The organism is Lewinella sp. LCG006 (assembly GCF_040784935.1).
Classification (GTDB): Bacteria; Bacteroidota; Bacteroidia; order Chitinophagales; family Saprospiraceae; genus Lewinella.
On the sequence record NZ_CP160680.1, the window covers coordinates 484389 to 501209 of the forward strand.

Sequence of the window (16821 nt, forward strand, 5' to 3'; positions counted from 1 at the left end):
GAAGGCATGGCCTCAAATACTATTCATTACTCACCACCGTCGCCGCTCGAAAGAGGCCTTCGATCGTTTCTACGGCAGCTATTGCCGAGAGGTTTTCTTGTAGGCTTTCGCTAAACGCCCAGGCAATATCAGGGGCCAGCTCCATATAATCAGGCGTGACGGGGCGGAGTCGGGCGTTGGGCAACACTTGCTTGGCCAAACCAATGGCAGGCACTTGAGCAATAAGAGCCTCGTCGTCGTAGAGGCTGCGTAACGCAGGCAAATTGCCACCCTGCAAAGCGAGTGTCCGCTGTTGCATTTCGTCGGTGAGGTACTCAATAAATACCCAGGCCGCCTCTTGTTCTTCCTCACTGGCAAAGGCACTGACCATCAAGTTCCAACCACCCAGGCAACTGTACGAGGGGTTGCCTTCTTTGCTAACCGGGAGGGCTGCTACACCAACATCGGCAGCACTGATCGGTGTTTGTTGCGATACAATTTGGTGATAGGCTGTGGGCCAGGAACGCATAAAAATAGCATCGCCATTTTCAAAAGCCGCTAATGCATCAGCCTCTTTGTATTGAAAGACATCACTAGGTGCTACGCCGCCAGCAACCAGGTTTTGTGCGTCTTCAATCCCCTGAATAGCTTCCTGGCTATTGATCATCAACAGTGGGGCTTGTGCCGTTTCATCATCAATGGAAAAATTGCCCAACAGTACTTGTCCGCCGGCATTCCAGATAAACTCGCAGGCATTAGCGACCCCTCCTTCGTAATTACCGCCCTGAAAAACATAACCGTACTTTGTGAAATTTGCATCCTTGATGGTATGGGCCATGATCGCCAATTCCGTCCAGGTAGCGGGTGGAGCAGTGAAACCAAATTGCTGGAGAAAGTCTTTGCGGTAATAAAGAATTCCTAAATCCGTGTACCATGGTACTCCCCATACTTCATTTTGATAGGAAACAGAATTTAAGGCCTCGGGGACAAAGGCACTGGCTTGATAATCTTCAAAAAAACGATGGGATAGATTTTTCACCCAATTCCTCTCGGCAAAAGTTGCCGTCCATACGACATCGGCACTTAATACATCAATATCAGCATTCCCTGATTCAAAGGACTTCTCCAACTCGTGGTAATATTCATTGGATAGGCGAGCAGATTGTTTCCAGGTAACGTGAATGTCGCCCGCATGGGCAGCGTTGAATTGATGTACCAACTGCTTAAGCGCACCGGAATCATCGGGGCCGTGGGTAAATACAATTTCCGTTGGCTCCGAGCAAGCACTTAGCAAACAACATAAAACGAGTAAAGAAAATAAGGGTATTGATTGGATGGATGTAATTATTTTTTTCATAGAAAAATGACTTTAGTGAAGCATACTATAAATTACGAATTATTTAACAAATAATCAATTATATTTTACATTAATTTAATTATACAGTTTTATAAATTGAATAAATAATTTATTTCAGAATAAAATACAACTGCATTGAATAAAAATACCACGGACTAGCAGGTAGTAGTCCGTGGCATTAATAGCGTAGTATTTGGTCAAGAGTGATACCATCTCACTGCATTCCTCTACCTGTCTAAAGCGCAAATATTTTCAACTGATCGTCTACCAGATAGTAGAGTTGGCCGTAGGCACTGTCAATTTCGTATACCGGCTGGTTGTCATCAAATGGGTATTGCTTCACTTCCTCTCCTGTGTTCTTATCCACTTTGAAGAGTACCAGTTGATTGTCATCATTACCGGCAAAAAAGTAGCCGAAATCATTCTCTACGCGGCCCACCCGGCGACGTTTTACCATTTCGTTGGCAACATCATTGCCACTGTCCAGTGCCGATTGGCGCGCTTCGTAACGGCCGATGGCAGCATCGTCATTTGAGATAACAGCAGAAGAGCCTCCTAAGCCATTTCTTACTTGCGCCCCCGCTAAAGCCACTGACATCACAGCACCTTTAAGGAACCGTTCTCCGCGCGAAGGATCAGGGTAATACTTCCAGGTCACCTCCGACCAATCGTTGCCATCGAAGTTGAGCAGAGCAAAGCCACGATCATTGTAGAAGAAGTAGCCGTTGGCGACTTTGTCGACCGATTCTACCTCTTTACGAATACCGTAAGTGGTTCGCTTATTGGCACCCGTTTCCATGTTGATCGCCCTAGCCGAGTGGGTCCAGGGGCCAACTTTAATGCTAGCACCATTTGTCTCATCGTAATTGGTAATCACCAGCAACTTGGAATCAGCATCATAGTCATAAGCATCGTAAGGATAGGAACTGGTACCCTTACCTGTGTTTACATAAATATTGCCGCCCTGCGTGTAGAAGTAGTGGTCACCCACCTGGGTCCGTCGGCTTCTCCAAGCCATCAGGTAAGCGGAAGGCTCTTTGTCCAACTTTTCGGCTTTTTTCCAAATGTCTTCGCCTGTTGCAGGGTCAATCAAGACGCGGCGGTTTTTGAAATACACCATCAGACCTTCATCTTCTACCACAATGTCTCTAACATCTTTTTCTGCGTAGTCTTTTTTCCAACGGCCTTCCGCAGACTTTCCAGGGGTATAATCAAAGATATTGAAACCAGCATCGTGTACGACGATGTACCCGTCGTCATAAGGCATGATAAACTCAATATTGCCATCCATTTTGCTATCGCCCTTGCTCCACAGGCTCTCGCCGGTATCAGCATCTAGTAAGTAAAGGGTTTTGCTAAACTTATTGGGAGCGCCTCCGTCTGTCGGCAAGGTCATCATACCTCCAAGGCCACCTCGCTTTTCAGCAACAAGAAGCTTGGTTGCGTCATCATTCTGGAAAATATAGCCAGGATCCAGCTTGTTGTTCCACTTCAACTGGCCACTTTTGAGGTCAACGGAAGCCAGGTATTTGTCGTTGTGATAAAGCAAATCGCCATTGGCCGTCAACAGTGGCGGGATAACATAAGGCGCAGCGCCACTTGTTTCTGCCGAAGCAACGACTTGTCCCAAGCCACTCATTTCGCGCAGGTCCACGCCCCACTTCATTTCAGAAGTAAAAGGATCAAGTCCGTAAAGACGAATCTTCCCCTTAGCGTAAAGCTCTACCAAAACCAACTCAGCTGCTGGAATGATGTAAAAAGTGGAAAAGCTCTTGATCTCCTCCTTCTCGCCATCCACCAGCACCTGGCCAGTCAGCACATTCAGGATGGAACCATTAAAAAAAGCAAAAGGAGTATTGAAGAAATCGACGTAATCATCAGTCCCTTCACTCCCTACCGACTCCAGTGCCGCGGTCGTTTTGTTGCGGTCTACCGCCCAAAGTTGGGTATGGTCAATGGGGTTGATCGCCGTGTAGGTCTCGTTGGTTTGCACGATCGGAATCCCCGTGAAATCATGAATAAAAATAGCTTTACCTCCCCCCTGCACAGTTAGTTGGGCGATAGGCGCTACTTGTGCACTGGCAAAAAAGCCGGTACCTAGCAATAGCAGCATAAAGAAAGTGCGAATTTTCATAATTCAAATTAGTATAGTAAATAAATAGTTTAGAGCTTGTTTGGCACGACCTAGATTGCCTGCAAGTGGCAAATTTCATTTCATACTGCGTTAAATTTTTCGTCGAATTGCCCGCATTCGACTGCAAAATTTGCCTTGTCTGAAATAAAATTTGCTCACTTTCGGCTAATCATGCCGTACCAAACAAGCTCTTAGACCCTTCTATTGTCGGAGCAAGAAAATGGTAACCAAGAAAAATCAAATGAATGGCTAAACAAGAAATTTTATGAGCGATGTAGCTTTAAGGGTCGGCGAAGAAAATTGATTATTGCTATCTTCCCCCTACCAAACCCTTGACCATTCCGGTACTGTCTTGAAGAAATAAGATCTCGGAGAGATCAGGTAGCGCCATCAGCAACTTGGCTATTCGACCTCGGAGAGTATCGCACAACCTTAACGTATGGCACCATTTCTTTTCTAAAAAACAACCAAAAAATGAAATCCAATCTTTTTGCTTTTATCTTCCTTCTTTCATGTCTGCCTTTTGCAAGTTGGTCACAAATCCCTTCTGATTATACCATCCCTAACGTACTGCGCGAAGCCTATGACCGCGATGTCAAAGGCATGGCCATCAAACGCATGCAAGCACAGAACAGTCCGGACAATGCCTTAATTGAAATTCCGGCAGCAGTACAAGACAGTATTTTAGAAGGCATGGCCGCTATTTTCAACCTCAGCAATGAGCTACCCGAAGCTGACTCAGTCTTCAACCGCTACTGTGTACACGACAATTTTGGCTCTCCTGCCCTATTGGGCTTCATCGTCGGTGTAGATACAAATTCGCCCATCGCCCAGGCTTGGGCACAAGGCAGCACCCTCACTGGCAATGCCATTCTCGATAATTTGTTGACTACCTACAACTTTACCCTGCAAAACTACATCAGCTTCGGGGCTGGCGTTTTATATACCGATCAGTACCTCAATCTTTTTGCGCTAGCCGACTCCATTACCGCCAGCGTTCCCGGTGTCTCCTACGCCGAACCCGACTACATCATTGGCAATGCCGGGCGTATCGATTACAGCACCGATGAACTAGGCAATCGCCTCTTCGAGTTTCGCTATGAATGGAACGATTGCTTTGATGGTTGTGATAATTTTTACAGCTGGTTCTTCACGGTCGCTCCCGACTGTAGCGTGACTTTTACAGGTACTGACGAAGGCGGATTTTTTGGTATCGAAGACCTGCCCGCTCCCACCGATTGCCAGCTCACCACCGGAGTAAAAGAGCTTGGCCTTTTCCCCGATTTCCGTCTCTTCCCCAACCCTACGAATAATACCCTGCACTGGCAAGCCGCACCCGAACATGGGTTCTGGCAAATACACAATGCCCAGGGGCAACTGGTACAACGCGGCCAATGGTCATCGAAAGCGGTGGAGGTGGCTCACTGGCCCGCTGGGCTTTACTACCTTAGTGGCTACAGCGCAAGTGGAGAAAAGGTACTGAAGAAGGCTTGGGTGAAGATGTAGTGCTCACTGATAAATCGGGATCGCGGATGGTGCTTCGTTCCGACACCTCGGAACGGAGCACTATTTTCTCTATCTACGCAACCATGCCGAACACTTGTTCGTTTCAACAGTATAAACTACGTTTGCCATGGCTGAGATGAACAAAACCATTGACCTCAACGACGTTCGGGACATTCTTGAAAAAGTGAGTGATCCGGAAATCCCCGTGCTCACCATCACCGACTTGGGTATTGTCCGAGACGTACGCTTGGATGAAGGAGGAAAGTTGGAAGTAGTCATAACCCCCACCTACTCTGGCTGTCCGGCGATGAACATGATAGAAGTCAACATCCGCGCAGAGCTCCAAGAGGCGGGGTACGACCCGGTCACCATCACCACCGTCCTCTCCCCCGCCTGGACGACCGACTGGATGACCGAAAACGGTAAAAAGAAACTCAAAGCCTACGGCATCGCGCCCCCCGAACCTGGTAATGTAGACAAGCACGCCCTCTTTCAGGACGACAAAAAAGTAGAATGCCCCCGTTGTAGCAGCCGCAACACCGAGATGATTGCGCAGTTTGGCTCTACCGCCTGTAAGTCGCTTTATCGCTGCCTGGATTGTTTGGAGCCTTTTGATTATTTTAAGTGTCATTAGGGGCCCATAAATAAAATAAGCCCCCTAAGCCACCTTGATTACCATCCTATTATCCCTTATATTGAGGCAATCGAAAAACGCTCTTTTATGAAAAACGCTATAGGCTTCCTCTTGCTTTCTATTTCTTTTCTGCCCAGCTTATTCGGTCAAGCTATCAACAAACAATACGCCCGGGCACATACCTCGGTGATCAGTGGAATTTCGGTAAATAATGACGGAAGAATATTGACGGCGGGTTATTACGACACCACCAACGGTTCGCTTTATGTGGGGATGACGACGGAAGAAGGCGACTATATAGACGTCAGTGCTTTCTTTGAAGAATCATCTGGATCGCTTATGAATATCAGCAATATTGTACACGATACGGCCAGTAATTTCTCTTATTTTGCGGTGGCACTTGATGGCTGTGATGTTGGAGATTCGGATCAGTTGTACAAGATCAATCTCGACAACTTCACGCGTGAGTTTGTGGAACTACCTGGTTCCAACTTCGCCGCTAAATACCATCTTGCTATACTACCAGATGGGAGCGTATTGATCGGAGAAGAAGAGACTTCCCAAGCCAACAAAGTGGTCTTGTACCGCAGCGGTTCGTTCTATGAGCTGTTGACGAGTGAGCTGGTTCGAGGCCTTGCTGCTTTAGGGCTGGATAAATTTGTCATTCTCGGAGACGAAACGTTAACTACCGCTCAATTAAACCTAGCAACGAATACTGCCACCACAATCAATACAGTAGCCATTACAGATGGCAGCGCGATAGAAGCACTCAATGCTACCCAATTATTGGTATTACGCAGTAATGGATTACAAGTATGGAGTGAAGACCTGGAATTACTGCAAGAGCTAACCTTGAACAATCCTCTTGAACTTACAGTCGACAACAGCTACCTCTACGTACTGACAGCCGATGGTATCCATTTACTGAACCACGATTTGGAAAACATTACACTTCTTCCAAGCCTCGAACTCGATAACTATGCCGTCTTAACTTCGGTGGCTAAGAACGACCGCGTGTATTACGCGGGCACTTACGAGGATGCCTATAATACCAGTGCGAATAGTACCATAAGAAGACCATCAGATCTGTTCATTAGATCCTTCAGTCCTGCGGGGGCCGATATTCTTTCCGATACAGATTTGGCCGTCGAGATGATCACTCACTCACCCGCCGAAGTGTCTTTGGAAGCCCCGAATTGTATGGATGCCATCATTCGTGACGTAGAGGTAACACTTCGCAACCAGGGGACAGCGGTGATTGAAGAAGCTAGCATTATGCTCAATCTGGAGGGATGTGGACAAAATGTCTGTCCCCCTTGGATAGAAAGGCATTGGACAACAGAAATCTATCTTGAACCAGGCCAAAGTACGACCCTCTCATTAGGTACCATCAACATCTATCACACCCAGGAAAATGATGAATTTGGTCTGTGCTTGTGGGCTTTCCCCAACGGAGAAACGATGGAAACCGACATGGACAATAATTACAATTGCGCAGTGGCATCTCCCATCGTCCGTACTTCAGACCTTAGCGTAAACACTCCTTTTAGCGTTTATCCTACCCTATTCAGTGATCGGCTTACCCTCTTGTTGACGCCAGATCTCAATGTGTTTGATCAGGTTGTCGTATATAATCTGCTAGGTCAGCCATTGCAGCATAAGCCATTACCACCTGGCCAGAGCGAGGTAGTTTTGGAGCTGGAGCAATTACCCGATGGCAGTTATTACCTACGCCTTGAAGGAGAAGGAGTGAGTCAGGTCGTTATGGTGATAAAGCAGTAATTAACTTAATAGACTTGTTCTGATTCAACACTAAGTATTTTGACGAAAATGCCGAGTGCCCCAAAGAGGTCGCTACGTGGCGCCTATGGCATAAATCCAGCAAGCTCCTGTCCAATAAGAGCAATTCTGCTCCCTTCTAAGTCCTGACTTTTACAGAAACGGCGAAAACATCGTCTACCTCATCGTAAAACAAAGGACTCATGTATCTTTTTACAAAAAAAACATCCCCTTCCAGGTAACACCTTCCTGATTGCGTGCATCAATGGCCAAATGCATCCAATTGTAATGACACCTGTTATCCCTTCTCTTCTAATGCTTTGCCTGTCCTTGTCCAGCTTGCTGGCTTATGGACAGAGCTGTGGCGGCACCTTTCCTTATTCACACAAATCCCTATTGATGAAGCACAACACACCCCATTTTGGCCTTAGCGCTTGCCTGGCCATTTTGCTCAGCGCAGGTGCTTTGAGCGCGCAAGACATACCTCGTACCGTTGTCGGTAACGCTGGTGATTATTATGACAACCTGATTTTCGGCAGCCTGCACTTCACGGTGGGCGAAGTGGCCGTTGCTCGTTATCAAAACGGGCTGGAACTCGGCGAAGGGTTTCACCGTGCTTACTACGACCTTTTGGTAAAAAACGAGGAACTACTCCCCCTTGATTGGGCAGTCAACATTTATCCCAATCCTACGACTGAAAGTATCCGGATTGCACTCCCCGATTTAGCTCCTACCCAGGCAGCACTTTACAATACGAATGGTCAGCTGCTTTGGCAGGAAACCATTGTGACGCCTTTGCAGGTGGTCGATCTTGCTGCTTATCCTGCGGGAACCTACCTGCTCCGTCTAGCTGACGAGGAGGGTCGAACTGGCACCTTCCAAGTACTAAAAATCAAACACTAATCCCTAAAACGCTAAAAAAATGCGTCATTTACTTCAACTCATTTTCCTGCTGGTCTTCAGTGCCAGCCTCTGGGCTCAAGCCCCACAGCAATTCAAATTTCAGGCGGTTGCCCGCGATGCAGGGGGCTCACCTTATGCCAGTGCCAACCTCGCGGTGCGGGTCAGTATTGTGCGCGATGGAGTGAGTGGACTCGTCGATTACGCCGAACGCCATACCATTACCACTTCTCCACTCGGCGTCTTTGACCTCGCCATTGGCAATGGTATTCCCTTGAGTGGCACGATGAACGATGTAGATTGGGCCAATCATCCTTATTACTTAAAAATAGATATTGATCCTGCAGGTGGCACTGCTTATCTCAATTTGGGTACCAGCCAGCTACTTTCCGTCCCTTACGCCATTTACGCTGGCGAAAGTGGCTCAGGCGGTAGCGATGACCCAACCGACGAATTACAAAACCTCATTTATGATCCCGTCACCCAGATACTGACGCTCACTGATGGCAATTCCGTCACCCTCAACACGGGAAGTGGCACCGATAGTCAGACCCTTACGTTTGATCCCCTTAGCGGGAATCTGACGATCAGTAATGGCAACACCGTCAATATTCCTGCTGGCGCTACCGGCCCGCAAGGGCCCACTGGACCAGCTGGACCTGCTGGTCCACAAGGTACTCCAGGTGTTGCTGGCCCAGCCGGACCGCAAGGTCCAGCCGGAACAGGCATCAATCTACTCGGTACAGTCCCCACAGTGGGTGACCTTCCCGCTGGTGCTAGCCAGGGCGATCTTTACATCGTAACCGCCAGTGGCGATGGCTACGCTTGGGATGGCAGTATGTGGAACAACGTTGGCCAAATCCAAGGCCCACAAGGACCGCAAGGAGAACCCGGGCCCGCGGGAATGACCGGCCCTACCGGAGCTACTGGGCCCGCAGGGCCTGTCGGTGCTACTGGTCCACAAGGTGCTCAAGGTCCGCAAGGACTATCAGGACCTATGGGTCCACAAGGAGCTACCGGTCCACAGGGACCCGCTGGACAGGATGGCACGGGTATCTCTATCCAGGGAACCGTAGCCACCATTGCAGATCTCCCCGCAGGAGGCAATACCCAAGGTGACCTGTACATTGTTTCCGCTGACGGGAACAGCTATGTGTGGGACGGCATGATGTGGACCAACGTTGGTCAAATCCAAGGCCCACAAGGTCCACAAGGTATCCCTGGACCTGATGGACCTACTGGACCAGCCGGGCCCACTGGACTCACAGGGCCGCAAGGTATTCCAGGGCCCACTGGAGCTACTGGACCACAGGGACTTCCCGGCGCAACAGGACCTGCCGGACCAACAGGACCACAAGGCCCTACCGGGCCGCAAGGCGAACAAGGACTTACTGGCCCGCAAGGTATTCCCGGACCCACCGGAGCTACTGGACCACAGGGACCCGCCGGTGAAACAGGGCCTGCGGGGCCTGCTGGACCACAAGGTATACCAGGTCCAATTGGCATGACAGGGCCTGCGGGACCACAAGGCCCTGCTGGTGTGATAGAACTGCCTTATTACGATGAAGTTACGGTTGAAGGAGCTGCTTTTCATATCCAGAATGATGGCAATGCTGCCTATGGTATAGTAGGCAGTCAAGGTACAGGCGCGGAAGTATTACCCGCTAATCGGGCAGGTGTTTTGGGTCACTCTTTGAATGGCCATGGTGTTTACGGTTATTCCGAGAATGATTTTTATGCAGGCGTCCAGGGCGTTTCCAATTCCAACACAGGTTATGGGGTTTTGGGCTATGGCTTCGGTGGTGGCGTTGGTGGTTATTTCTATACCACTTCTTCTGGGCAGGCTGCTTTAACGACAGGAGTAGGCAATGTGGGCATTGGTACAAATACCCCTGAAATGAAAATGCATATAGCTGGTGATTTATTTATACAATCGAATTTAGGTGCCATTCATTTAGGTTACCCCGACAATGGAAATCGTTGGAGGATGAGTACCATCAATGGTGGTGCCGATTTACAATACCGTTCCAAACCCAATGCTTCGTCGACCTATACTACGCGTTTCAGAATGCTACAATCTGGTGAATTTCAAGTAGGAGATATCTTTGATGCAAACGCTTGGTTGCATGTCCAGGAAAACTCCGGGGTAGATAAAGTTCATCTTTTACTTGAGGAAACACAAGATGAGTTTGCCCGTCTTGGTTTTGGCAATACCGTACATACAGATGCCCAGTGGCATATTGCGGCTACCTCTAGAAATGGTACTACTGGTGCAGCGAATAGCAAAATGAACTTCTATTTCAGAAATGATCAGGGCGCAGCCGATCGGATGACCATTCTTGGCAATGGCCAGGTAGGGATCAATAACGCTAATCCGGATGAAGAATTGGTGGTTGGTAGCAACCTGGGTTCAGGCTGGGCTATTCCCGCAGCTACGGTTGGCGGTACTACTGGTGGAGCACTAGAAGTGGGTACTCCTAGCATTAATTTTTCAGCTAGTGCCAGCAGCACTTTTGATCGCACCCGACTCATTGCCACCGACGCCAATGGTTTTGGTCAGGGAAAAATTGAAATGCGTACCCGACAACTGAATGTGGGCGTAGCACCGGGCGTTAATGATACCCGTGGCTATCCTCTCCGGATTCAGCAAAATACCAGTACAACGGGTGGCGAATACGGTATGCTCCTCTACAATGGTACCAACAGTAATGAAAACTGGGAATTCTACGTAGCTTCTACCGCCGCCAATGGTGGTAACATGGCACTCTACCACAACAACGCTCTCCGCGGCACTTTTGACCAGACCAGCGGCAATTACTCCCCTACTTCGGATGCTCGTTTGAAAACAAATATTAGCACTTTAAACGGGACACTCTCAAAGCTTTTGCAACTGCAACCCAAAACCTACAACTACAAGACGAATCTGGAACGTAATTACTTTGGTTTTCTAGCACAAGAGCTACAAACCGTTTTTCCAGCAGTCGTCACCACCACCATGCCTAAAGAAGGAGAAGAAGCCACCTTGCTGGTGGATTACAGCCAACTGACGGTACTTGCTATTGCTGCCATCCAGGAGCAACAAGAGGTCATTGAGCAACAGAAAGCGCAATTGGCCCAGCAAGCAGAACAGCTACAAACCTTGGAAAATCGGCTACAAAAACTGGAAGCACTCATTCAGAAATAAAAGAGCAATCCCCATGAACTAGCTCAAGTGGAGTCACTCCACTGATTCTGTGACGCTGACGTGAGTTGGCGTCACTTTTTGTTTGGGGGGAGATGGGTGATCAAGAGGGAGGGAGGTCAATCGTACCAACACGATCATACGATCAACGCGACCCCCAATCGTACCAACACGATCATACGATCAGCGCGACCCCCAATCGTACCAACACGATCATACGATCAGCGCGACCCCCGATCGTACCAACACGATCATACGATCACCACAATTCGTGCTCATACAGGAATGCATTTATACAAACGCTCTCCAAAACCTTCCGTAACTTTGAATTTTATCCTTGATTCCCAACCCGATTATGCTCAGCCGAAAAATCACCCTGCTTTTTGTTCTACCTTTCTTGTGCTTGGATGCTGCCAGTGCCACTAATATCAAAGCCGATCCTTTCCCAGATTTGAGCCAACTCCTCATTGGTGAATGGAGCTCACCCGCCTGGAACGGAAAATTGATCGAAAGCTGGCGGATGATCGACGCCACCACCTTTGAGTCCAGTGCCGTCTATCTGGAGAAAAAAGATACGCTCTATGCCAGTACCTCCCGTATCGAAAAGGTAGCGGGTAAATGGATGCTTTTTAGCGTCATCAAAGACAGTGCGCCTAAAATATTCCAGGCAGTCTCCTCTTCTGCCAACCACATTCTTTTCGAAAACAGCGACTACAGCCATCCTCGCCAAGTCCGCTATTCCTTCACCGAAAGGAACAAATTCAATCGTACCATCACTGGGGAAGAAAACGGTCAACCTTCCACCTTCAATTTCAACTTGGTACCGCAAGTGGAGGTAGCCGTCAAAAACCAGACTCCAGCTTTGCGTGCCGCCTTTGCGCCCTTGATGGGCAAAACCTGGCGCGCCAAAGGTGCCTGGGCCAACGGCGACGCCTTCCAGCAAGAAGTCCGCTTCCACTGGGACTTGGAAGATGCTGCCGTCATTGCCCAATCCCACGGGATCATCGATCCTATCAACAACACCTGGGGCCAGCGCAACCATGGCATTCGTTACTGGAACAAAGGCGAAGAAAAACTCCTATTCGCGGAATACGACATCTTTGGCTCCGTCACCGAAGGCACCATCAGTTTGAGAGATAACAATATTTATTACCATTACAATTACGGAGGTTTTCTCCTCACCGATGCCTGGGAGAAAGTAGACGAATTCACCTACAACTTCAAAGTAGGCGTCTTCTCAAAAGGCGATTGGCAAGACGTTTATCTCAGCACCCAATTCATTGACATCACCACTACCGAACCTGCACTTATGGAACCAGACCTCACCCTCCCTTACCGGCAAATTCCCGATGCCCCCGAAAAGTACAATGCCGCTACCGTGGCCGCCCGCGCGATCGACGGCCTGGCTTTTCGCTACTACTGGGCCACCGAAGGCCTCCGCCAGCAAGATCTCGATTATCGCACCACACCCGAATCACGTTCCAGTGCCGAAACCATCGACCATATCCATGGCTTGGCCAAAGTGGTCCACAACGCCGTCATGGAACTCCCCAACATCAGTGGTGACCCCTCCGAAGAACTGTCTTTCATCGAGCAACGTACCCAAACCCTCACCCTGCTTGCCGCTGCCAGCGAACGCCTCAAAAACAGCAAATCCAAAGACCTGAAACGCTTCAACATCATCTTCCAACGGGGCGACAACCAGTCCGTACTCCCCTTCTGGAACACCCTCAATGGGCCCCTCGCCGATGCGCTCTGGCACGTAGGGCAAGTCGTTGCGTTCCGGCGGGCTTCTGGCAACCCCTTCAATAGTAACGTCAGTGTGCTGCGCGGTACGGTTAAGGAGTAAGTAATAGCGTGGAACTATCTTTTTGTATTTTTGTTTCGAAAAAAATATTCCCCCTTGCCACACCACATCAACATCGACGACTACGATTACCCACTACCGGAACACCGTATTGCTCGCTACCCACTGCCGCAGCGTGATGCCTCCAAACAGTTGATCTACCGCCAGGGGGAGATCACCGAGCAGGTCTTCCAAGAACTTCCCAGCTTGCTTCCTCCGGGCAGCTTGCTGGTCTTCAACAATACCAGGGTCATTCACGCGCGCCTACGCTTTACACTAGCTAACGGTCGGCCACTTGAAATCCTGTGCCTGGAACCGCTCAGCCCGCTTGACTATCAGCAAAGCCTATCGAGCCAAAAAGCCGTAGCATGGAAGTGCATGGTGGGCGGCAACCGCAAATGGAAAACGGGCGAAATCAGTCAGGAAATCAACACCCCCAAAGGCCCCGTGACCCTCACCGCACGGCGGGGCGACTGGCTCGAAGGGCCTTTTCAGATTACCTTTAGTTGGGACGCGCCAGCGCTTTCTTTTGGGGAGCTGCTGGTCGCCGGAGGCATCATTCCCCTGCCACCTTACCTTAACCGCGACAGCGAAGCATCCGACCAGGATCGCTACCAAACCATCTATGCCCAACCCGAAGGATCGGTGGCTGCACCTACGGCGGGTCTGCACTTCACCGAAGCCGTTTTCCAGGCAATGGATCAGCGAGGTATTCAGCGGTCATTCGTCACCCTTCACGTGGGCGCCGGCACCTTCAAGCCCGTTACGACCGACAGCCTGGGCGAACACGATATGCACCGTGAGAGCATCTTCGTGGAGCGGGCATTGGTACAGGCCTTAGTGGACACCCTCGCCGCGGGGGCACCCGTCATTCCCGTAGGTACCACCAGTATGCGCACCCTGGAAAGCCTCTACTGGCTGGGCGTTCGCCTCGTCAAAGGCAACACCATCCAAGACGGCTTTATCGTCGACCAGTGGGAACCCTACGAACTTTCTGCCAACGAGTTGCCCACAGCTCTCGAAGCTATTACAGCATTATTGGCCCATTTCCAAAACGCTCAAATCGACTTACTCGAAGGCTACACCCAATTGCTCATCGCGCCCGGCTACCCCAATCGCCTGGTCAGCGCCCTCATCACCAATTTTCACCAACCGCGTAGCACCTTGCTGCTCCTAGTTGCCAGCCTCATCGGAGACGATTGGAAAAAAGTGTATAACTACGCCCTAGCGCACGATTTTCGCTTCCTTAGTTATGGAGATAGCAGCTTACTTTGGCGTGTAGATTAGCAATAAGAGCCTGCCATATATTTTGGGCCATGCCATCTCTCGGCACCAGGCTGTCCGCTCTTTCCTCTCTTTAGGATTGGGTTTGAAACCCGATCCTAAAGAGAGGAACCGCTTCCATCCTTTGGCCTCCTCCTCCGTCCGGCGCGCTACAGGCTTCGCCTTGCGCGCCGATTTAGCTCCATCCTCCGGCTCTTCTAATACGATTTCTGATCTACCGCTGAATCTTCCTTGTTCGGCATTGGCTATACCTACCTCACCAAAACCACCTGCCCCACTGCCAATTGGCCATCCACCAGCAAGCGGTATGCGTAGCTGCCAGCGGGCAGGCTGCTGGGTTCAAGTTGGGTGGTCGTGCTATTGGTGATTTCCTGCGACCAAACTTGCCGCCCCGCCAGATCAAAAAGCTCCAGACGGGCAGGCGCAGCTAAAACCGAAGGAAGATGCTGAATAAAGAGTACCCGCCCATCAGTGCCTACGGAGATGGTATTTTCTGAGATGCCTTCTTCGGTATCCGAAATCAGCAGGTCAGCGCGCGCTAGGTTATTGATGGCGATTCCTCGTATTTCCGTAAAATCACCGGCGATGATCAACTCTTCTTGGAAATCGGCGAGCGCGGTCACTGCTCCATCTGCTTTCACAAGCGGCCAATACAATGAAGCACTTTCCCCAGGTATTTGGGTTAAAACAACAGGAGGTGAGTCTTCTCCCAAATATTCAAAATTTAATGCCCCATAAAACAGGTAGCGTGACTTATAATATCCACTTATAGTCGGTAGTTCTAAAAGCTCCAATGGCTCAAAGTAATTACTCGATAACTCATTTGTAAAAACAAGTCCATAGTCTCCGTCTTCAAGGAGGCCCACCACCGTGTAGTTCACCCCATAATGATTATTCCTAACATCTACCAAAAAACAGTCAACAGCCGAGTATGACATTGGAGGTACGCTTGCTCCATCCAAAAAAGCGCGATCTCCTAAGTTTAACAAAATCAGATTACCCGCTAAGGTGTCCCCTTCCCACAAGAGTCCCCCCCTGCCTCCTAATAACAGCGAATCCCCGGAAATATCCATATCTCGAATGATGCCAGTCAATCTATACTGCTCATTAAATGGCTCCCAGGTATCGGTTGTGGTATTATAGGCCGCTAGTTTTTGAATCAGTTCATTGCCGGCCAGGCTATCAAAATCACCACTGAGGTAACAAAATCCTTGATGGTAAAGCAAATCGGTAAACGTGCCTTCGGTGATGGGCAGCTCCAAAAGGCGCTCCCAATTTCCCGAGCGGTAGCGGGCAAAAATTTGCATCTCCTCCTGTCCGGCAATCGCCGAAAAGGTACCCATAGCGTAAATATCACCCGAGCTCTCGTCAATAGCTATCCTTGAGAAACCTCCTTCCAGATTGGAGAAACCAGCCAGTGACCGCAGTTCAGTACCATCCCAAGCGACCAGGTGATCAGCGGAAAATCCATCAATCTCGGAAAAAGTCCCAGCCATATACAGTTCGTTATTGTAGACCTTCATATCCAAAATTTGCCCACCCGTGACGCCTAGATCATTGCCGAAGGGCCTGGCATCAAAGTAAAGCACGGCATAGCTCGGCTGTATCCACGCCAGCTCGTCAGCCGTGAAGCCATGGGCTGCTGCCCAGACAGGGAGTTCAGCATAAGTAAGTAGCTCCTGTAAATCCGCGAAGTTGTTTTCTGCCCTGATCTGGGCCACCAGCTCCTGCTCTCCGGTAGCCTGAAGCAGGTACCCAACGGCACATGCCGTTTTCTTTTCATCGACAAATACCGGCAGGCGATTTGGCTGATAGTTGTTGATCGGAAATACGCCGCGTTGCCAGTACGTTTGCAAATGATCCAGCACGGTGCTTCGCCGCAGCTGCTGATCGGCGGTAAGATGCGCAACTGATCGTGTACGAAGGAGCTCCTCCACCAATTGCAGGTGCGTACGGATGCGTTCTCCATCATCTGGAAATTTCACAAGGGCCAGGTAACCCACCGGAGAAGTTTCCGTCAGCCATTGCTCATTGATTTCGTAGAGGTGCTCGTAAAGCGGCGCGGTGACCTGAGGTAACAAGCTTGCTTTGCTAGGTGGAAATGATAGCCCCGCTGAGGGTTGCCTTCCTTCGTGTATTCTTATTGAGGTAAAAAAAGTACCAGCAAGTAAACAGCTTGTAATCAAAAAAGCAGTAATCAGGAGAGGGGTTTTCATAGCAA

The 16821-nt window shown here is 49.6% G+C and carries 10 protein-coding genes; 7 read left to right on the forward strand and 3 right to left on the reverse strand.

The window, feature by feature from the left end; all coding sequences use genetic code 11:
* Positions 1-19: 19 nt before the first annotated feature.
* Positions 20-1336, reverse strand: a complete 1317-nt coding sequence (locus AB0L18_RS01640) for an ABC transporter substrate-binding protein (RefSeq protein ID WP_367390848.1) — start codon at positions 1334-1336, stop codon at positions 20-22.
* Between the two features lie 235 nt (positions 1337-1571).
* Entirely contained in the window at positions 1572-3470 is a 1899-nt protein-coding gene (locus AB0L18_RS01645) for a PQQ-binding-like beta-propeller repeat protein (protein ID WP_367390849.1), read from the reverse strand.
* Between the two features lie 474 nt (positions 3471-3944).
* Here AB0L18_RS01645 and AB0L18_RS01650 point away from each other — a divergent pair, with 474 nt between their 5' ends.
* From AB0L18_RS01650 to AB0L18_RS01680, 7 genes are all read left to right on the forward strand, one after another.
* Positions 3945-4976 carry a T9SS type A sorting domain-containing protein gene (locus AB0L18_RS01650; RefSeq protein WP_367390850.1) on the forward strand — a complete coding sequence of 344 codons (1032 nt, stop codon included), beginning with the start codon at positions 3945-3947 and terminating at the stop codon, positions 4974-4976.
* Positions 4977-5103: 127 nt separating this feature from the next.
* Entirely contained in the window at positions 5104-5610 is a 507-nt protein-coding gene (paaD, locus tag AB0L18_RS01655; RefSeq protein ID WP_367390851.1) for a 1,2-phenylacetyl-CoA epoxidase subunit PaaD, read from the forward strand.
* An 87-nt stretch (positions 5611-5697) separates the two neighbouring features.
* Positions 5698-7392 (forward strand): T9SS type A sorting domain-containing protein, encoded by a 1695-nt coding sequence (locus AB0L18_RS01660; RefSeq protein WP_367390852.1) that lies wholly within the window; start codon positions 5698-5700, stop codon positions 7390-7392.
* Between the two features lie 396 nt (positions 7393-7788).
* Positions 7789-8292 (forward strand): T9SS type A sorting domain-containing protein, encoded by a 504-nt coding sequence (locus AB0L18_RS01665; protein WP_367390853.1) that lies wholly within the window; start codon positions 7789-7791, stop codon positions 8290-8292.
* Between the two features lie 19 nt (positions 8293-8311).
* Positions 8312-11473 (forward strand): tail fiber domain-containing protein, encoded by a 3162-nt coding sequence (locus AB0L18_RS01670; RefSeq protein ID WP_367390854.1) that lies wholly within the window; start codon positions 8312-8314, stop codon positions 11471-11473.
* A gap of 352 nt (positions 11474-11825) precedes the next feature.
* Complete coding sequence (locus AB0L18_RS01675) at positions 11826-13319, forward strand: hypothetical protein (RefSeq protein WP_367390855.1); 1494 nt, start codon at positions 11826-11828, stop codon at positions 13317-13319.
* 54 nt (positions 13320-13373) lie between these two features.
* The gene (locus AB0L18_RS01680) at positions 13374-14603 is read left to right on the forward strand and encodes an S-adenosylmethionine:tRNA ribosyltransferase-isomerase (RefSeq protein WP_367390856.1); all 1230 of its coding nucleotides are present in this window, start codon (positions 13374-13376) and stop codon (positions 14601-14603) included.
* A gap of 248 nt (positions 14604-14851) precedes the next feature.
* On the opposite strand, the gene AB0L18_RS01685 is transcribed toward AB0L18_RS01680, so the two are convergent.
* Positions 14852-16816, reverse strand: coding sequence for a T9SS type A sorting domain-containing protein (locus AB0L18_RS01685; protein WP_367390857.1), 1965 nt, complete (start codon positions 16814-16816; stop codon positions 14852-14854).
* Positions 16817-16821 lie beyond the last annotated feature (5 nt).